The 20,007-nt window shown below is 40.7% G+C and carries 17 protein-coding genes; 5 read left to right on the top strand and 12 right to left on the bottom strand.

Features of this window, described 5'->3' with window-relative positions; all coding sequences use genetic code 11:
• Positions 1-149: 149 nt before the first annotated feature.
• Positions 150-1,793 carry a hypothetical protein gene (locus QE429_RS01715; RefSeq protein WP_307283267.1) on the bottom strand — a complete coding sequence of 548 codons (1,644 nt, stop codon included), beginning with the start codon at positions 1,791-1,793 and terminating at the stop codon, positions 150-152.
• Between the two features lie 142 nt (positions 1,794-1,935).
• The gene (locus QE429_RS01710) at positions 1,936-2,631 is read right to left on the bottom strand and encodes a hypothetical protein (protein ID WP_307283263.1); all 696 of its coding nucleotides are present in this window, start codon (positions 2,629-2,631) and stop codon (positions 1,936-1,938) included.
• A 208-nt stretch (positions 2,632-2,839) separates the two neighbouring features.
• Between QE429_RS01710 and QE429_RS01705 the strand changes: the two genes are divergently transcribed.
• The gene (locus QE429_RS01705) at positions 2,840-4,600 is read left to right on the top strand and encodes a metallophosphoesterase (RefSeq protein WP_307283261.1); all 1,761 of its coding nucleotides are present in this window, start codon (positions 2,840-2,842) and stop codon (positions 4,598-4,600) included.
• A gap of 42 nt (positions 4,601-4,642) precedes the next feature.
• Here QE429_RS01705 and QE429_RS01700 read toward each other — a convergent pair whose 3' ends face one another.
• The 7 genes from QE429_RS01700 to QE429_RS01670 form a co-directional block, all read right to left on the bottom strand.
• Positions 4,643-6,511, bottom strand: a complete 1,869-nt coding sequence (locus QE429_RS01700) for an ABC transporter ATP-binding protein (RefSeq protein WP_307283258.1) — start codon at positions 6,509-6,511, stop codon at positions 4,643-4,645.
• A 1-nt stretch (position 6,512) separates the two neighbouring features.
• Positions 6,513-8,240 (bottom strand): ABC transporter ATP-binding protein, encoded by a 1,728-nt coding sequence (locus QE429_RS01695; protein ID WP_307283256.1) that lies wholly within the window; start codon positions 8,238-8,240, stop codon positions 6,513-6,515.
• Between the two features lie 376 nt (positions 8,241-8,616).
• Entirely contained in the window at positions 8,617-8,964 is a 348-nt protein-coding gene (locus tag QE429_RS01690; RefSeq protein WP_307283253.1) for an ASCH domain-containing protein, read from the bottom strand.
• A gap of 75 nt (positions 8,965-9,039) precedes the next feature.
• Positions 9,040-9,837: an ABC transporter permease subunit gene (locus QE429_RS01685; RefSeq protein WP_307283250.1), complete on the bottom strand. Its 798-nt coding sequence runs from the start codon at positions 9,835-9,837 to the stop codon at positions 9,040-9,042.
• Between the two features lie 22 nt (positions 9,838-9,859).
• Entirely contained in the window at positions 9,860-10,657 is a 798-nt protein-coding gene (locus QE429_RS01680; protein WP_307283249.1) for an ABC transporter permease subunit, read from the bottom strand.
• Positions 10,658-10,661: 4 nt separating this feature from the next.
• Entirely contained in the window at positions 10,662-11,546 is an 885-nt protein-coding gene (locus tag QE429_RS01675; RefSeq protein ID WP_307290707.1) for an ABC transporter ATP-binding protein, read from the bottom strand.
• 12 nt (positions 11,547-11,558) lie between these two features.
• The gene (locus QE429_RS01670; RefSeq protein WP_307283246.1) at positions 11,559-12,182 is read right to left on the bottom strand and encodes a TetR/AcrR family transcriptional regulator; all 624 of its coding nucleotides are present in this window, start codon (positions 12,180-12,182) and stop codon (positions 11,559-11,561) included.
• Between the two features lie 199 nt (positions 12,183-12,381).
• On the opposite strand from QE429_RS01670, the gene QE429_RS01665 reads away from it, so the two are divergent.
• Both QE429_RS01665 and pepT read left to right on the top strand, forming a co-directional pair.
• On the top strand, positions 12,382-13,362 hold the full coding sequence (locus tag QE429_RS01665; RefSeq protein ID WP_307283243.1) for a nuclease-related domain-containing protein: 981 nt from the start codon (positions 12,382-12,384) through the stop codon (positions 13,360-13,362).
• Between the two features lie 244 nt (positions 13,363-13,606).
• A complete protein-coding gene (gene pepT, locus QE429_RS01660; protein ID WP_307283239.1) occupies positions 13,607-14,839 on the top strand; it encodes a peptidase T in 1,233 nt (410 codons plus the stop codon).
• Between the two features lie 43 nt (positions 14,840-14,882).
• Here the strand turns inward: pepT and QE429_RS01655 are convergent, their stop codons facing one another.
• The gene (locus QE429_RS01655; protein WP_307283237.1) at positions 14,883-15,818 is read right to left on the bottom strand and encodes a phosphotransferase; all 936 of its coding nucleotides are present in this window, start codon (positions 15,816-15,818) and stop codon (positions 14,883-14,885) included.
• 272 nt (positions 15,819-16,090) lie between these two features.
• Between QE429_RS01655 and QE429_RS01650 the strand changes: the two genes are divergently transcribed.
• Positions 16,091-16,219, top strand: coding sequence for a DUF4023 domain-containing protein (locus tag QE429_RS01650; protein WP_307283234.1), 129 nt, complete (start codon positions 16,091-16,093; stop codon positions 16,217-16,219).
• Positions 16,220-16,431: 212 nt separating this feature from the next.
• Here QE429_RS01650 and QE429_RS01645 read toward each other — a convergent pair whose 3' ends face one another.
• Both QE429_RS01645 and QE429_RS01640 read right to left on the bottom strand, forming a co-directional pair.
• On the bottom strand, positions 16,432-17,052 hold the full coding sequence (locus QE429_RS01645; RefSeq protein WP_307283232.1) for a hypothetical protein: 621 nt from the start codon (positions 17,050-17,052) through the stop codon (positions 16,432-16,434).
• 12 nt (positions 17,053-17,064) lie between these two features.
• Positions 17,065-18,237, bottom strand: a complete 1,173-nt coding sequence (locus tag QE429_RS01640) for a ParM/StbA family protein (RefSeq protein WP_307283230.1) — start codon at positions 18,235-18,237, stop codon at positions 17,065-17,067.
• 397 nt (positions 18,238-18,634) lie between these two features.
• Here QE429_RS01640 and QE429_RS01635 point away from each other — a divergent pair.
• Positions 18,635-19,992, top strand: a protein-coding gene (locus QE429_RS01635; RefSeq protein ID WP_307283228.1) for an IS3 family transposase whose coding sequence is annotated in 2 segments (ribosomal slippage) — positions 18,635-19,088 and positions 19,088-19,992 — 1,359 coding nt in all. Because the reading frame shifts where the segments join, the coding sequence is not laid out codon by codon here.
• Positions 19,993-20,007 lie beyond the last annotated feature (15 nt).

The following is a 20,007-nucleotide window of genomic DNA, read 5'->3' as shown; positions in this document are numbered from 1 at the left end:
ACCTATTTGTTTAGGTATAAAATGTAATTATAGTAATCACCTGTATTTTATCAACTGTCTTTACACTTGTCACGATAAAATACCTAAGGGAGAACAATTTCCTACAAAAAAAGAGAGAATGCGAATGCACTCTCTCTTACTCTAGTAAATTATTTAATCCAAGCTCCGTTAGAATCTAACTTATAACCGTCGATTACTGTATCGTGAGCCATTTTACCATTGCTGTATAGGTAGTACCACTTGTTAGACACTTTCACCCAGCCAGTAGCCATTGCGCCACTTGCTTTTAGGTAATACCACTCGCCACCAACTTTTGCCCAGCCAGTTACCATTGCGCCGTTTTGAGACATAAAGTACCAAACACCATTAACACTTGTCCAGCCAGTTACCATCTTACCAGTAGTTGGATTTAGATAGTACCAATTCTTGCCGGATTTAATCCAACCTAGTGTAGCTGAGTTATTCGTTAGGTAGTACCAATCATTTCCGTCTTTCACCCATGCGTTGCCAGTTAACCATGCTCCGCTAGTTCTAAGAATATAATTCGACTTACCTTCTTTTAGTAGACCCGTTACCATTTCACCTGACTTGTTAAGGAAATACGACTGACCTCCATCTTTTATCCAGCCAGTTTGCATTGCACCTGACTTGTTAAGGAAGTACCACTTGCCATCGACTTTTACCCAGCCAGTTTGCATTGCACCTGATTCGCTAAGGAAATACCACTTACCGCCATCTGATACCCAGCCAGTTTGCATTGCACCAGTTTTTGTATTGAAAAAGTACCAAGTACCGCCAATATTATTCCAGCCAACTGCTTTTTCACCAGTTTTAAGAATGTAATACCATGCACCATCAATTTGTACCCAACCAGTTTGAGAAATAGTCACTGAGAACGGAGATTGGTTGCCGTTATCGTCTGCAACAACACCATTTAATGTTGTAATACCAGAACCAGTAAGAACTGTGTTTACCATAAATACTGGAAGAACAGCTTCATTTGGTACTGTAATTCCAAGATTTGCAGCCCAATTTGTTACTTTCGCACGATCTAATGTTGCTACATGATTAGCGAACTTAACATCTGTTACATCAGAATAGAAGGCAGAATCTCTTGAGAAAATAGATACTGTTGTTGCTGTATTAGAAGTTAATTTGATTGATTCAAGTAAATCCTCAATCCCAAAACCAGCTAAATTGATATTAAATTTGTTCTTGCCAGTTTTTGTTGCATTTAATACTTTCCCGTTAGCAGTTAATGAGAAGCTATCAACATTAACAGGAGTACCTTTAGAAACATTTAATAAATTTGTTGCACTAAGAACTAAAGTTAAATTTTCCTTTTTAGTACCAAAGTCAACTTCAGCTTGACCCATAACTTTGTTGTTTACTGGGTACAAGAATTCACGAACCGTGCTAAGAGCAACACCATCTTGCTGTGAATCTAATTCACCTAAAAGCTCTGCTACAACTAATTCAACTTTATTACCGACAACCGGAATAGCTGTATCTGGAAGAAGTAATGCTCCAGCACCCATTCCTGTAAGTGTTTTCGCACCATTTGGTGTTTCAATCGTGATCTTTTCGACCTTGTCTGTTTCTTTTAAATTATACTGTTTTTCAAGGTCATCAATATTAACAACAATAGCGTTATCAACACTGTTAATCTTGTAATCTTTCCCACTAATAGTAACAGTTGCACTATACGTAGATGCAGCTTGTACTGCATTTTGCGGAAGTACTGCTACCAAAAACAAGAAAAGAAGACTTGTAATGGCTAAAACTTTCTTCACTGTAATCCTCCTACAATTTATGTATTTTTAAAATCCACTAGCTTACTAGCTTGCTAGCATACTAAAGAAATAATACTATTATTTTACATAAAAATACCAACTATTACAATTAATTTAGACTTATTTTCCTATTTTAAAAAAATTACTTACCATGTGACATTGCTTGACTCATAATCGAGTTTCTTCTTTGTTTTTTCACGTTTAAATAATGGTTTTTAATTGGCTCTGCCGCATTTGCACTATACCCTGAACTTCTCAATTCTTTCACAAGTGCATTATAAACATAGTAAAATGTAGAATCTGTACTAGCTTCTAGACTCTTTGCAGCACTCGTATACTTTGAGTAGAAATAGAAGTAAGAAACTTCTTCACCGTTAGACTTCTTAGTTTGATATTCACTAATTGCATAAGATAGAAGGCTACTTAGTTTTCCATTAGCTTGGCTTTCTAGATTTTGAAAAACAGGTTGATACTTACCAATAATTTCAGCAGATGTCAGTTTCTTTGGTTTCACAACAGTAGATGCTACCTGCTTTTCACGTGTAGCCGCGGCACTTGTATGGTTCCCACTAACTGCTGTTGCTGAATTTCCTGAAATTGTTGTTTCAACGGTTTGGCTGGAGCTTTGATTCGCCTTAATCGCCTTTGATTCAACCGGAGTCGAATCTCCCGTGCTATTTTCATCAGGTAATTGGATGTCATAATCACTTTTAACGATCTTTTCTACCTTCCTATCAGCTGTTTTATATTCTTTTACATTTAAAAAATAATAAAGGGTACCACCGCCCGCTGCTAAAACTAAAACGAAGATACTTAAAATAATCTTCCACTTTTTCACTGCTGTTCCACCTTTTTTCAATAAAATTCACCTAACTACATTATCATAATTTGGTATCTAAGCGACAAAATATTTATTAATTGGAAAAAATTTCGTCAAATTTCACCCCTTTTCTCACTGTTCTTTCATACTACCTAGTCATTTTTATCTATTAAAGTGAGTACTAGTAATATACAATAGTTTTGAATAGAAGAAATGAGGTTGATTTATGAAAAGAAGATCCATACATCTATTAAGTGCACTTTTGACTACAATTCTAATCTCTCTATGGCTACCTGGAATTTCTGTAAAAGCTAATGAGACACCCAACCTTCAAATGGCCGTTATGAGTGATGTACATATTGTTTTCAATAACCCAAACAACCGTTTTAAGCAGGCATTAACTGACCTGATGGGCATTGTTCCTGATTATGATGCCATCGCTATTGTGGGAGACATGACGAACAGTGGACGAGATCCTGACTATCAACTCTTTAACAAAATCCTTCAAACCTATAAAAATCCAACTGCTGAGCAGCTGCTCTCCATGGGGAATCATGAATATTTCGAAACTGATCTAGATAAAAACTCTCCAGTAACGGACGAAATGCTGCAAGCCAGATTCATCAATTATACGAATGAGTCCCTGCCTAATATATATTATGATAAGTGGATTAAAGGCTATCATTTCATCTCCTTAGCTGGGGAACTTTCTCCTAGATCGTTGCTCGCCTATAGTCCATATCCGCAAGCTAGGGATTGGGCCTATATTTCAGATCAACAGTACGAGTGGTTAGAACAAACACTGGCAATTAATTCGTCTAGCAACAAGCCAATTTTTGTTTTTTTACACCAGCCCATTACCAATACCGTGTATGGCAGTATTAATTGGGGAGCAGGATTTGATAGAGAAAGATTGTTAGCTATCTTAAAAAAATATCCACAAGCCATTCTATTTTCTGGTCATTCTCATTTTCTATTAAATCATCCAAAAAGTATTTATCAAGATGGCTTTACGATGGTTAATACCAGTTCGGTGGATTACACCTGGTATGAGGGCGGCTCCGTATCTAACCATTCTCAAGGATACATAGTCAATGTATTTGATGACCACGTGGAACTGAAAGCTCGTGAATTTAGTAATGGTACATGGATTCGGACCGTTTCAATCCCTATCCCGTATCGAGAAGCACCTAAAGATACCACCAACCCAAGCTTTACAGGAAATTCAGGGTTAACTGTATCAGACTTAGGCTCGACAAGTTGTACTCTTACATGGAATCAAGCGGAGGATAATACTGTTGTGGACCGCTATGTTATAAAAGAAGCGGATCAAGTGATTCAGACGATTTATTCGCCCTTTTGGGAACCTGAGGAAAAAGTGTCTGTTAAACTAAACGACATAGCTCCAAATTCAACTCACCTGTACGAAGTGTATGCCATGGATGCCTATGAGAACCTAAGCACGACCCCCATTAAAATTACTGTTACCACCAAGCGCCCATCAGGTTGGTACCAAAACGATCATATTTGGTATTACTATACAACTGAAGGAATTAAACAGATTGGATGGCTATCAGACAAGAATCACTGGTATTACTTTGATTCAACTGGTGCCATGAAAACAGGTTGGGTTTTCATTAACGGCCGATGGTATGACTTTGACGCAGATGGTGTTATGAAAACAGGTTGGGTAACAGAGGACAACGTGTGGTATTATTTAGAATCAAGTGGAGCCATGAAAACCGGGTGGCTCTTCACAGCCAACAAATGGTACTTCCTTGGTACAACTGGTGCCATGAAAACCGGGTGGCTCTTCAATAAAAATTACTGGTACTACTTCGAAGGTAGCGGAGCTATGAAAACCGGATGGCTTGCCCTTGGAAATCAGTGGTATTATCTTAAAACAGATGGCACCATGGCGACCAACTGGAATTCAATCGCAGGAAAATGGTATTACTTTATGTCAAATGGCGTTTGGAAACCATAAAATAAAGGCCTCCGCTGGGCAAAACCCGCGGAGGCCTTTATTTTAGTCCAAAGCACCCTCAATATTTTTAAATTGATTATCAAACATTTGATGGTATCTGCCTTGTGCCTGTAAGAGCTCATCATGACTGCCTTTTTCAATTATTTCACCATGGTCAATCACCATGATGGTATCGGCGTCACGAATCGTATTCAAGCGGTGGGCAATGATAAAGCTGGTCCGATTCTCCATTAAGGATAACATGGCCGCTTGAATATGAAGCTCTGTTCTCGTATCGATACTGCTTGTCGCCTCATCTAAAATAAGCAAGGACGGCTTGGCTAAGATGACTCTGGCAATCGCTAATAATTGCCGCTGCCCTTGACTCAAATTCCCGCCATTTTCTGACAGTACCGTTTCATACTGATTTGGAAGGCGCTTGATGAAAGCATCTGCATTCGCCATTTTGGCTGCCTGCTCCACTTCTTCATCCGTTGCATCCGGTTTCCCATATTTAATATTTTCTTTAATCGTTCCAGAAAACAAATACGTATCCTGCAACACAAATCCAAAGCATTTCCTTAAGCTGTCTCTTGTGTATTCACGAATATCCCGGCCATCAAGGAGAATTCTCCCGCTCGTTACATCATAGAACCGGGTAAGCAGATTCACAATGGTTGTTTTACCTGCACCCGTTGGTCCCACCAAGGCCGTGCTGCTGCCAATTTGGGCTTCAAAGCTGACATTTTTTAAAATAAGAACATCCGGCCGATACCCAAAGCTGACATTTTCAAACACCACATGTCCCTTAGGATGTTCCAGTGGAACTGCCATCGGAAGGTCTTCAGTCTCCTCCTGCTCATCCATTACTTCAAAGACTCGCTCAGCCCCAGCCACACCGGATTGTAAAACATTAAAAATGTTGGCCAAATCATTAAGCGGTCGAACGAATTGCCTTGAATAGGTGATGAAGCTAGCAATTGCTCCAATTGTAATCAAACTTTTTACTGCGAGGATACCGCCTATTACGGCAACAATGGCAAACCCCAGGTTGTTGATGACGTTCATAATAGGCATAAGGAAGCCTGACCAAATCTGAGCTTTTAAAAAACCCACCGCACGGAGCTTTTCATTGACGTCATCGAACTCCTCAATCACCTTTTCCTCATGATTAAAAGCTTTGACGACTTCAATACCGGAAATCGTCTCTTCGATATGACCATTTAACTTCCCCAACTGGATTTGTTGGTTTTTAAATAACACACTGGTTCTTTTGGCAATGGTTCTTGTAAGCAAGAACACAAGTGGTACCGTTAGCAAACTCGCTACTGTTAACAACGGACTCAAAATTAACATCATAATCAACGAGCCAATAATGACCATTAGACCCGACATGAGCTGGGTTGTTGACTGGGAAATGGTATTACTCACATTATCAACATCATTGGAAAGTCTGCTCATGAGTTCGCCGTGCGTCCTTGAATCAAAGAAGGAGACAGGCAGCTTTTGCAGTTTTTGAAACAGCGCGGCCCGCAATCGTTTCACTACTCGTTGAGCCACCCCAGCCATCAGCCATCCTTGAGAAAAGGTGAGGATGGCATCGCCGACATACGCACACGTAAGCACGATAATCAGTACTTCAAGCAGGCTAAAATCGACTCCTCCTGCCTTTATGGTCATCGCATCCACTGCTTTCCCAATCAGATAGGGGGCAAGGAGCATTAAAACCGAATCCATTAAGATAAAAACAAAGATTAGGGCAAGCATTTTCCGTTCATTTCCAAAGTACTGCCAAAGACGCTTCAAGGTCGCTTTGAAATTCTTCGGCTTTACCACAGGGCCCCCTCGGTGGTGGCCTCCGCCTACACCAGCTGGTCTAATCGGCGGCGGGGTAGGGGCGGTGTTTCTAGCTGGTATATTTCCTTGTGACATCCTACAACCCCTCCTTGCCGATTTGTGACTGGTAGATTTCTTGATACACGCTGCACGTTTCGATTAGTTCCTGATGCGTCCCGACACCAACAAGCTCACCATGATCGAGAACAACAATCTTGTCTGCATCCATAATGGAAGTAATTCGCTGAGCAATGAGCAAGCATGTCAGCCCTTGGGCATATTTTTTCAAGGCGGCTTTAATTTTTGCCTCCGTTGCCACATCCACTGCACTTGTACTATCATCCAGAATTAAGATCTCAGGCTGCTTAATTAAAGCTCTGGCGATTGAAATTCGCTGTTTCTGACCGCCGGAAAAATTAACCCCGCCCTGCCCAATTCGTGTTTGATAGCCTTCAGGAGAAGCCGCAATAAAGTCATGTGCTCCTGCCATTGTTGCTGCGGTTTCCATCTCTTCTTCGGTAGCATCCTCTTTACCCCAACGGAGGTTGTCAGCGACACTGCCGGAAAACAAGATATTTTTCTGAGGCACTATCGCAATTTTTTCTCTTAATGCTTTAGGACTCACTCGCTTTATATCTAGCCCATCAACTTTAATGGTCCCGCTAGTCACATCGTAAAAGCGGGGAATCAGGTTGACCAAGGTACTTTTCCCTGAACCGGTTGAACCTATGATACCAACCGTCTCACCAGGGAGAATCGTTAAGTTAATTCCTTTTAGAATCGGCTCACCCGTAGTCCCTTCGTAGGTAAAAGTCACATCTTCAAAGTCGATTCTTCCTTTTTCTATTGTCCGTTGACTCGCTTCCTGATCCCATATAAAGGATTCGTCTAGTAAAAAGACTTCATCAATTCTCCCTGCGGATGCTTTTGCCCGGACAAACATATTGAAAACCATCGAAATCATCATCAAAGAAAATAAGATTTGAGTCATATAGTTCGTGAATGCAATGATATGGCCTACTTGTATCGAACCGGAATCAACACCTAATCCACCAATCCAAAGGACAACCACAATCCCCAAATTGACAGTCAGCATAATAGCCGGGCTAAAGGTCGCCATGAGACGGCTTGCGGCGATGGATTGGTCTTTAAAATGGTCATTCGCCTTAGCAAATTTGCCAATTTCCACATCAAAACGGTTAAACGCCTTTACCACGCGCACACCGGATAAGTACTCCCTCATAACCGAATTCACCTTATCCAAGGCTTGTTGAACCTTTGAAAAAAGCGGGAATCCCAATCGCAAGTTCAGAATAATTAACAGTGCCACAATCGGGACAACTACTGCTAGTACCACTGATAAATGCAGGTTCAGCCTCGTTGCCATAATCAAGCCGCCAATCGCCAAGAGCGGGGCTTTAACAAATATTCGCATTAAACCATTCACAAATACCTGCACTTGCGTCACATCGTTTGTTAGACGGGTAATTAAGGACGCGCGGTCAAACTTATCGAGATTTCTAAACGCAAGGGTTTGAATTTTCTTAAACAGGTCGGAGCGCAGTTCCGTTCCAAAGCTTTGCGAAACGGTGCTCGCTAGTACACTTCTTGATGATGCACTGACTGCACCCAGTGCCGTGATCAGCAGCATCAATCCGCCCATTTTTAACACATAGTGAAGGTCGCGATTCGCTACCCCTTCATCAATAATTTTTGCCATAATCGTCGGCTGCATCAGGTCGCTGATCGCCTCAAAGGTGAGAAATAAAACCGCTAAGCAAAAGGTCTTCCAGTATTTCTTTACGTATTTTGACAGAAACTTCATGAATCCACCCCAACATGTCAGCCAACTTTAATAAAGCTATTATAATTTTGTTCTTCACTAATTAACAAATATTTAGACTCTAGAAATATTTGTTTTGCTTTATTAAATGGCTTGTTAATTTGCGCTCCAGGCGCGAGCGGTCCGTGGGTGTTTCGGCGAGCCTCCTCGGAGAAACGCACCTGCGGGGTCTCCCCTGAACCATACTCCCACAGGACATTGAATCATCTTCATCGAATCAACACCGCACGAAGGAAATGCGCAGCATTTTCGAGGATCTTCGCCTTCCGCTCCAATCAACAGGAGAATAAATATCTAAAAAGTTCTTTAATCAAAGTAAAAAAAAGAGACTGATACATCAGTCTCTCGTTTAGTCATATTAATCTTGAACTGGGCTGAATTCGTGAACCCAGACGCGCATTTGTGGCAGCCATGGCATTCCTGGGTGAATGCTTAGGATGCTTTGTTTGTATTCTTCTACATTGTTGAAGCCCTCGCGGCGAGCATCATCGTCTGTTAATTCGCCTAAGCTCTGTGAGTACACCTTATCAACTACAAATTTGTGGCCTTCAAGGGTCATAATTTCACCTGGATCCGCGTATCTTCCATTTCGGCGTGTCGCTGTCTTTTCACCAGCTATAACCTTTTTCACATCTTCCTCCATTGTCACTAAGCGGTCAACGGAACAAGTCTTTGGCGGTAATGTTTGATTATCATTCTGTGTCATCAAGTTATCCTCCTTTTACCAATTCATTTTCTTATATTAACACTATTAATAAATTAATAAAAGGAAGGGGCGGCATTACCCATTTAAATCTTTCTTTTTATAAAAAAGATACGTCCCATACGTAAGGGCCATAATGAGGAAGAGCGATAGGAAAATAGATACAATCTCCAGCCCATCACCAACCATCATATGCTTTGCTTCAAAATATTTAAAAGGGGTCAAATATTTAAGAAGGTCCAGATTCTCATTCAAATCAATGACCATTGATAGAACAAACGTAAGCAAAAGAATGGCTGTTGCTAAGGAGGCCGCTGTTTTCGGCTGCTTTTTAACGGCAGAGATGGCACTGCCAACCACCATAAACAGAAGTTGTAATAAAAACATTCCCAGCATTGTTACAGCAATCTCCCCGTTTACCTTTTCGCCGTCGCTGACTTTCCCAACGATGATCACCGATGAAGCAAACGTAACAAGGTTAAAAATAACGATATTCGTTATTGCTGCCAGCAGCTTAGCCGTGATGATCTTTTCCCTTGATACGGGTTTAACGAATAAAAACTCAGTCGTTTTATCCCGTTCCTCTTTTGCAATAATAGTAGCGCCCAGCATTGCAGCATGAATGGTTGCCATCAAGACCAAATACATAAACAGCATGCCATAATAACCACTAGCCTTGGATAAATCAAAGCTACCGACCCCCATAATCGCCTGAAGGGACTTAGGCATATCGGCCATCAACTCATTCATCGATTGCCCTGATGAATACAAACTAGAATATTTATTCATACCGGACGCAACCATGAGAAATACACCAATGCACCAAAAGATGAGTGACTTTCGATGAGACTTTAATTCTTTTATAAAAATATTCATGAGTTACCCCTCCATTTACCCTTTACACAGCATGGATGTCCTTTTTGGTATAAACTAAATAGCTTGCACCGATGGCGACTAAAACAATGGCCAATCCTGCTATGATAAATGGCGCTTCATAAGCAGAGTGTTTCAAAATATAAGCCGTATCAAAATATTTAAAGGGAGATAAAAATCGTTTCCCTTTCACACCGGAACTTGCACTAATCATCCCTAAAAAATAAAAGGCAAACACCGTGCTTAGCGATACGGTCAACACCGATTTAATTTTAGGTACCACAACTGAAATAATGATTCCCAGCGCTAGAAAGATTAGTTGAATAAAAAAGACAGTGAGCGAAAGAAGTATCAACAGTTTGAAGCTGAAATCCTCTGTTTTAACTTGTGAGGCGATAACACTTGCCGCTGCTAAATAAAACACATTTGTGATTACGAGTGAAACAAATGCCGCCAGTAGCTTAGAAGTGAGAATCGTTGTCCGGGTCACGGGCTTCGTTAACAAAAAATCTGCCGTCTTCTCACGGACCTCCTTGCTGACAATGGACGTTCCAAGATTCATAGCCTGAATTGCACCGCAAAGGGTGATAAACGATAACGCATAGCAATAGAATCCGAGAATCGAAAACAAATTATCTAGATTGAGCCCAATTGCCTTCCGAACGCCTTCTGGATAGCCCTCCAAAAGCTTCTTGAATTCCTCCGCATCACGGGCAAAAGCAGGAAACATGGACATGAACAACAAAGTGACCAGGATGAGCGAGACCGTCCAAATCAGCGTAGACTTCCGGTATGCCTTTAACTCATGGAAAAAGATATTCATCGCCTTACTCCTCCTCCTCATAGTAATGCATAAAGATCTCCTCGAGGTCCGGCTCCTCAATCCATAGATTCACAATCTCAATATCTGCTATTTTTTTCATAATGGTATTGATATTGCCTTTAAAAATAAAGCTCGTCACCTGATTCTTCACGGCTAAATTACTGACACCGCTAATATTAAAATAATCAGGACTTTGAGGGGTTTTTGTTTCTACCTTGAACTTCTTATAGGTATTTTCCTTTAAGGTACTAATCTTTTCGACGGTTACAATTTTGCCCTCTTTAATAATGGCCACTCGATTACAGAGTCGTTGAACCTCACTGAGGATATGCGAGGAAAATAGAATCGTCGCACCCTTTTTGTTTTCTTCCTCCAGTAATTCAAAGAATTTTTGCTGCATGAGAGGGTCCAAGCCGCTCGTCGGTTCATCTAAAATGATCAACTTCGGCTCATGCAAAAGCCCCTGGACAATCCCTACCTTCTTTTTGTTTCCTAAAGATAGGTCATCGATTTTTTTATTCAAATCCAGGTTCATAATCTCGGCCAATTCTTTGATTCTCTTACTGCAATCCTTTTTATAAAAACTAGCAGAATAGTTTAATAGGTCTTTTACCTTCATATTGTCATAGTAAAAAACCTCTGATGGGAGGTAGCCAATTTCCCGTTTTATTTCCGGGGCAAACTTAATGCAATCCTTTCCGAAAATGGTTGCACTGCCGCTGGTTGGATAAATCAGCGACAGCAATGTCCGGATGGTAGTTGATTTTCCTGCCCCATTCGGCCCAATGAAGCCGAAGATTTCGCCCTCCTCTACATGAAAGCTAATATCGGTGATGCCCCGTGATTTTCCATACATCTTTGTAAGACCATTAATTTCAATCACATTCATCATTACAACCCCCTATTTATAAAAACATGTAATGAGTATCTCGAAATACTCTTCTGCTTCCTTCTGAATCTTTTGATAATCCATTTCGTATCCGGGAATCAATTTCGTTTTATAAAGCTCTTCCTCACTCATCTTTTCAAATGTCCAGGTGATGATCTTGAGAATTTTTTGAATATCGATGTCTTCTCTAAACTTGGAAATATCAATTCCTTCATAAATTTTTCCAATATTAATTTTATTTAGCTCTTTGATTTTCTTTTGCATCTCTGCATGAATATCAGCGGCATCATCCATATAAGCTTTTTCAACAAACTTAAAGATGTCAGGGTATTGAGCTAATAACTCCATTTTGATTAACACGGATTGCCTGATTCTTTGGAAAAAGTCCGTCTCTCCTAAGTCAATATTTTTATAAAAATCAACGGTAATCAGCTCCACGCAATAATCGAATAAAAATAAGAATAGCTGCTTTTTATTTTGAAAATAGTGAAAGAGCAACCCTTTTGAAATACCTGCCTCCTTAACAATTTCATTGGTCGAAGCATTGCTATAACCCTTCTGGGCAAATTCTTGGATTGCTGCATTTATTATTCTATTTTGTTTATCTGAATCGAGATTGAGAAATTTTGAGATCATTGATGTGTCCTCCTTTGGTAAACCATTGACCACTTGAGTCAATTCCATTGTACTCCTGGTTGACTGATGTGGTCAACGATGGTCAACCCAAATTTTTTACAAAAATTTGTATTTATCTTGTTGTTCATAGTATGGGTTGTCCAGAAGTGATACGATTTAGTGGTAAGTGTTATGTATTATGGAGGTGACGTTTATTTTTATGAAGAATAGAGATCACTCATTGAAGTTAGAAGGGCTGGTTGCCGCTCGAAGCCGGTTAGCAGCAGGGCATCCCATTCTCCCTGTTTTGGCAGCTAAGCAGGGCGCCGTGGAGGCTGGAATCGGTGGGGAGGAACGGGTGGCCGAGGTTTTCCGGCAACACTCCTTTTCATTCACCAACCACTTATTCCACGATTTGTCTCCCACATCAGATGAAAGATTCCAAATGGACACGTTAGCTTTGACACCTTGGTTTGGTGTGCTTTTAGAGGTGAAAAATATTGGCGGAGTGCTGGAATTCAAGGATAATCCGCCACAGTTGATTCGAACCAAGGAGGATGGGCATAAGGATGGGTTCGAGAGCCCAGTTGTCCAACTGGAACGTAATCATGATTTGTTAGGATCGTGGCTGAAGTGTCGGAACATTCGGCTCCCCATTTACGGAGCGGTCGTCCTCGCGTACCCCAAACAAATCGTTGCTGCTCCTCCAGCAAAAACCAAACTGTTATTTCCCAGCTTGATTCCACCCTATATACGAAGTCTTCCACAGCAAGGAAAGAAGTTAGATCAAGATGCATTCAACTGGCTTTCGACTGAACTCCTCCACAGCCACCAACCCTTTATTCCGCAACCCATTTCTGAAGCGTATGGTATTCCGTTCAAAGATTTTAAACCAGGAGTTAGGTGCGGGGTTTGTGGAAGGATTGGAATGGTGAAGCAGCCTCGAACCTGGTATTGCCCCTTCTGTGATGCAACCGACCACCTGGCCCACGAACGAAATCTAAGGGAGTGGTTCTTGATTTTTAAAAGGACGATCACGAACCGGGAGTGTAGGGAGTTTTTGGGGGTGGATGATATCCAGGTAGCTAAACGGATTTTAACAAGTATGGATTGGCCAAGTACAGGAACTTTTCGGGACAGGACATATATAATTAAGCTGAATGACAGAAGTAGGAAGGAGGATTTTGATATCCGACAGTAAATTAGGTTTATACGACAGTAACTCCATCTTATCCGACAGTATTCAGAGCTCATGCGACAGTTATTTTGGCCAACGACAGTAATGTCTCTCTATCCGACAGTAAATGAGGCCTATGCGACAGTTACTCATCCTCATCCGACAGTAACGCCTCCCCGCCAAAATTGCACCTCACTCAAAATGATGTAACCCCTCCCAAATAGTGGTATGATATCCTTGAATCAACTAAAAAGGGGAGTGCAGTGAATTGAAAAATGAGCTTATTGAGAGATTTACTTCCTATGTTAGAGTAGACACACAATCGGATGAAAGCAGCGAGACCTGTCCGTCAACCGAGGGACAATGGACGTTAGCACGTATGCTTGTCAACGAGCTAAAATCAATCGGCATGAAGGACGTAACCATCGATGAAAATGCCTACGTGATGGCAACCTTGCCGCCCAATACCAACAAAGACGTACCGACGATCGGCTTCCTAGCCCACGTCGACACTGCTACCGACTTCACGGGGAAAAACGTCAATCCGCAAATCGTCGAAAACTACGATGGCGGCGACATCGTTTTAAACGAAGCGCTAAAGGTTGTCATGTCACCAAAGGACTTTCCAAACTTGCCGAACTATAAAGGTCATACATTAATCACAACAGATGGCACCACCCTTCTTGGCGCTGACAACAAAGCGGGGATTACCGAAATCATGACCGCCATGGCGTACCTCATTAAACACCCTGAAATTAAGCACGGTGCGGTCCGCGTTGCGTTCACGCCAGATGAGGAAATTGGCAGAGGTCCACATAAGTTTGACGTTGCGGCGTTCAATGCAAATCATGCTTACACGGTCGACGGCGGGCCGCTAGGGGAGTTAGAGTACGAAAGCTTTAATGCTGCGGGAGCGAAGATTACCATCAAAGGGAACAACATCCACCCAGGCTCAGCCAAAAACAAAATGGTCAACTCGATGAAAATCGCCATGGAATTACATAGCAAGCTTCCAGCAGGAGAGGCGCCGGAGCATACAGAAGGCTACGAAGGCTTCTTCCACCTGTTATCATTTAACGGCGATGTCGAGCTAACCAAACTGAACTACATTATCCGTGACCATGACCGTGAAACCTTCAATGCAAGAAAGGCAACACTCGAAGGCATCGTGAATGAGTTAAAAGAGAAATATGGTCAAGATACGATCTTACTTGAGCTCAACGACCAATATTACAATATGAAAGAAAAGATTGAGCCTGTCATGGAGATCGTTGACATTGCCCACGAAGCGATGGTGAGCTTAGGCATCGAGCCAATTACCAAGCCAATTCGTGGCGGTACCGATGGCTCACAGCTTTCCTATATGGGGCTGCCGACACCGAATATTTTTACCGGCGGCGAAAACTTCCACGGTAAATTCGAATTTATCTCTGTCGATAACATGATAAAAGCCACCCAGACAGTGATTGAAATTATCAAATTAACCGAACAAAAAGCGTAAGACAAAGAAGAGGCTGACTCACAACCGAGCCAACCTCTTTTTTCTATGATAAAAGTGCCGCCGCACACTGCTCCAAACTAGATAATGTCTCAACTACCTGTCGCTCCAGTTGCTCCCTTGGCCATTTGGCATCTCCAGCATTTAAATCTTTTTGAATAAGAAAAAGCATCCAAATAGAAAATACAGAAGAAAATAAATAATACTCTTTCAAAAAAGAACCTTCTTCTATTTCAAGTTCCACTTGATCTACATAGGTTTTCAAAATCTGTTCACGTAACGGTTGCGTCACATGCTTTGGAAAAAGAGGATGAGACATATCGATGACATGGTATAAATCCCAGTGTGGTATGTTTAAATGAGTGTGTTCCCAGTCCAAGATTATTAACCGTTCATCGACAACCGCAAAATTGCCCACATGCAAGTCTCCATGGGATAACACTAGTCTCTTGGAAAACTCAAATTGTTCAAGCATACGGTATACGTGTTCTATCGGCGCATTACCCAATTCGGGCCACTGCCTTATTAAGTCATCCTTCCTTGCAAAAACATCTGTCAAAATATCTTCCATCCGCGGCTTCAACCCTGCCGCTGGAACATTGCCGAATCGTTCCGTCGACAATGAATGCCACCAGGCAACCCACTTAATCACCCCCAATGCAGTCTGATCATTAAAGCTGTGACTAAGTGTTCCTAAATCCTCAAGGATCATCCAATTTAGCTCTGGCTGCTCACTAATCGTATGCGAAATGATTTTTGGGAAAATTGCAGGGAATTGGGGGAGAACATTCTCATGTACCCACACCTCTTGCCCTAATTGGCCATTGTTTGTCAGTGGTTTGAAAATAAAGCTATCTGTTGGGGACAGAAAAAATCTCTCAACAAATCTCCCGTTCATTCCCTTGTAGAGCTTCTCGCTTCTTAAAATTAACTCTTCGTTCAACGTGCCATCCGCACGGACAATATTAACAGGCAGCTCCATCGACCCACCACCCAGTTCTATAATAATAGTTTAATAGATTTGTTTATGAAGAACGTTTCCACTATGAATATAATGTTAATCCAATATCTATAGCAAGTATATTTGCTTGTCAGTAGAAAATCCCCATTATTTATAGATATGTGCGATGGGTCAATTTAACCCTAGATTTTTTAAAAATGAAAATCGAGCCGAAACATCCAACTTAGTTACATAATCCTTCAGCAACTGGTCACACTAACTATGGTTCAATTTCCAAAAGGAGGGGTATGCAGATGGATAACAACAAAAGTACGCATGAATTTGTCGAGGATCTTCACGAAAAACAACAAAAGGATCAGAAGAACAAGGAACGCCAAAGCCGATCACACCAAAGCCAACAGTTGCCAAATAAACAGCATTAATATTAGAAATGCGCATGTGCCTTGATCAGCCCCGACAGGCAAATGTTCTTTTGCAAGAAAAGTCCGCCTGTTGACTTTTCTTATCGAAGGTTATTTGACCCGAGGGGCTAGGCTCAGGAGCTGGATATTTCTCGAAGTCGAATTTTTACATGCTTATTATATTAAAAAAAACACCCCCTCACTTGTTATGAGGGGGTGGCCGCAACACTACATCACTTATTCATATTCGCCAAAAAACCGCCAAGCAGATCATCGACATCCACTTCTTCATCCGTATCTTCTTCTATGACAGGCGGCTCTTCTGCTGATTTTGCAGCATCCCAGTCAAATCCATTAAGGTCGTCATCCATATCACTTAAATCGATAGGAGAGGGTATATTCTCCATAGCAGCGGCTGTTTCCTCAAAACCGCCAACCTCCAAGGGAGAATTTGGTTGTTTCTCGGGAAATATTCTTTCCTGAAGGTACAATGCCTCCTCAATGTCCAGTGATTGGCTGTTTAAAGAAGCTAATAATGACGTCGCACGAACAGGATCTGATATAAGCTGAAAAAGGATGCTTCCAAGTAAGGCTTCCGAGTGCTCATGCTTCAACCAGTCCCTTTGTGCCTTCGTCAATTTATGAGGGAGGGGAATCGTAATCGTTTCCTTTTCTCTTGAATAAGAATGGCTTACACCCTGCATCACGAACTCAGCAATTTTACTGGAAAAATTTCTTCGCTCGGTCTCTTTTAATTTTTGCAAATGCTTCACAATATGTTCGGGTGTATCTGAGGGGACACGAAAGGAAATTGCTTGGCCCCTCTTAATTTCATTTCCGGCAGCTTTTTTCATACAATCACCTTATCAACTTTTTACTGGTGTTTTATCTGTGACTGCTTTTTGTTTCTCCGTTTTTCTGACAAAATCCATAATCAGCTTATAATACGCATTGGCCATCATCCAAATGCTTTCTTTCTCATCCTCGAAGAAATCGATGTTATATCCATCTAAGTTGTTGTTTAATGTTTTCAAATATTCCTTTAGGACATTGGCTCCGCCGCCAACAAAATAACAAATCTCTGTTTGGGAATTTCTCTGCCAAACATTTCGTAGAAGACGATATTGCTTTTTGGCTAAATCAAGCAATATCCGGTCCGTAATATCATGAACGCTTGTCCGGCTTCCTTTTACCATAATGTGGTTGCGGTCGTTTTTCTTTGTAATAATTTCAACGACATCGCGGCGGCTGTCGAGCTCCACGCCATGCTTCGTGCGAATCTCCTCACGAATCGCCTCTAAAGACTCTGAAACCCCTAAGTTAAAGCCTTGCGCTTTATCATCATCCACATTTCGATTTTTAATCACAGCAATATCAGTAGACAACCCACCGATATCCTGGATTAAAATCCGCTTATCGAGCAGATCCTTGTTAATAATCTTTCCACTATTGTCCATAACAAGATTTATGTAGGCAGCAAAGCCTTCCGGATAGACCTTTACTTCATCGAATTTTATATTAACCTTTAGTCCTTGGTATTTTGGAGTGACGAGGAATTCAACTTGATGGACAGAACCAATTAATTTGGAGCGATAACCTGCATCTTTTCCTTCCTTCACTTCACGAAGGGGGAGACCGGTCCCTAATGTATAGTTTGCATCAATCACATTTTTTACTTTTGAAAAAGGGGATTCTTCCTTCACAGCATCGAGTGCTAATGAAGCAAACAACATGACAAGTGTCTGATCTTCTTCTGACTTGCTGCTTCCAGGATCCAATTCAGTAGCATTATTACTTTTAGTCGCTAGATGACCGATTCTGTAAATTGCATTGTTCTCTTTCAGGGCAGGGGAGTGCACCTTAATGTGAATCCCATCCAACGGGTTTTTGTTATCGAGTTCTTCAATCCCAATGACAGGGCGATCTTCTGTGTCTCTCGCGATAATATTAGGAATATTTAATTCATACTCTAACTCCCCGAAAATGGCTTTAATGGAGTCATTTCCTACGTCTACTGCAGCGATTCTGGACTTAGTCATAAACATCATTCCTTTTCATTTAATAGATTCTATTTGTAACTCTAGTTTCTTTCTTTAAGGCTAAAGGAGATTGATAGAATGTTCAATGACACTAACGGAAAAGACATATAAGTGTAAAAAAGTAAACAATATGTAAACTTTAGTAGACAAGTAAACTTTTTTGTAAACAGAAAAGACAAAATTGTGTACATGCCGTTATAAAGGGATGTATACAGAATTGTATACATGTAAACAGAGTTGTTTACATTCTGTTTACACAACGTAAACTTGTAAACAACATTGTAAGCAAGGCTCCATTGTTACAAATATTACATCGGACATTAATAAAAAACCTAAAGCAATAATGAACTGCCCCGTAAAAGTTAGACACTAATCTCTCTTTTACGGGGTATTTTTTATGACTAAATTTACAAAAGATGAAAAAATACGTATCTCCTTACGTTATATAAAAGGGCAGGAAAGTGTTAAAGAAATCGCTCGAGATGAAAATGTGAGCGTAGCCGAATTAACTTCTTGGATTCGTTTATATGAGCAACATGGTGTAGAAGCCTTTCTAAAATCATATACAAGCTATTCTGCAGAGTTTAAAATGGATGTACTTAACTATATGAACGAAACGGGTACGTCCTCAATTGATGCAGCTGCGATTTTCAATATCTCCTCTTCAAGATTAATTAGAAAATGGCGAAATCAAGCTGAAACAGGTGGATTTGATGCCCTCATATCAAAGAAAAAGGGGCGTCCATCCATGAATAAAAAAGCGAAAAAAACAACAGAATCAATACCAGCTGATGGATCTGTAGATGCACTTGAAGCACGCATTAAACAACTCGAAATGGAGAATGCATACTTAAAAAAGTTGAATGCTTTAGTTCAAATGCAAGAAAAATTACAAATAAAATCAAAGCGCAAGTAATTTTTGAACTAAAGGACATCTACGATGTCGTGGAATTGGCTAAAGTCGCACGCATTCCACGAAGCACTTATTATTACTGGGAAAAACGATTAAATTGCAAAGATAAATATGCAGAGGTAAAGGAGGCAATTCAAAAGATTTATCACGAACATAAAGGGCGTTATGGTTATCGTCGCATCACAAAAGAACTGAAGAAATATGGTTTCCATCACGATCCAAAGACAGTTAACCGATTAATGAATGATATGGGCATAAAATGTATGGTACGTATGAAAAAATACCGTTCTTATAAGGGACAAAAAGGTCGTATTGCGCCTAATTTATTGATGCGTGATTTCAAGGCAGAGAAGATGAATGAGAAATGGGTAACGGATGTGACCGAGTTCCATTTGTTTGGAGAAAAACGCTTTTTATCTCCTGTGATGGATTTATGTAATGGTGAAATAATCGCCTATACCCTCATGAATCGACCTGTATATAAACTTGTTTCAGATATGTTGGATCAAGCATTAACACATCTTCAGCCGGGAAATGAAGTAATTTTACATTCTGATCAGGGCTGGCATTATCAGATGAAACAATATCAGAAAACACTCCAAACACATGGCATCAAGCAAAGTATGTCCCGCAAGGGAAATTGTCTTGATAATGCTTCAATGGAGAGTTTCTTTGGCGTGTTAAAATCGGAATTACTCTATTTACAAGAATTTGATAGTATGGAACACTTCGAAGAAGAATTAAAGCAATATATCGAGTATTATAATCACAAACGTATGAAGGTAAATTTAAAAGACCTAAGCCCGGTAGAATACCGAACTCAGGTCTTGGAAGCCGCTTAACTATATTTGTCTAAC

This window comes from Bacillus sp. SORGH_AS_0510, from assembly GCF_030818775.1.
GTDB lineage: Bacteria > Bacillota > Bacilli > Bacillales > Cytobacillaceae > Neobacillus.
This window is presented reverse-complemented; position numbering and strand designations above follow the sequence as displayed.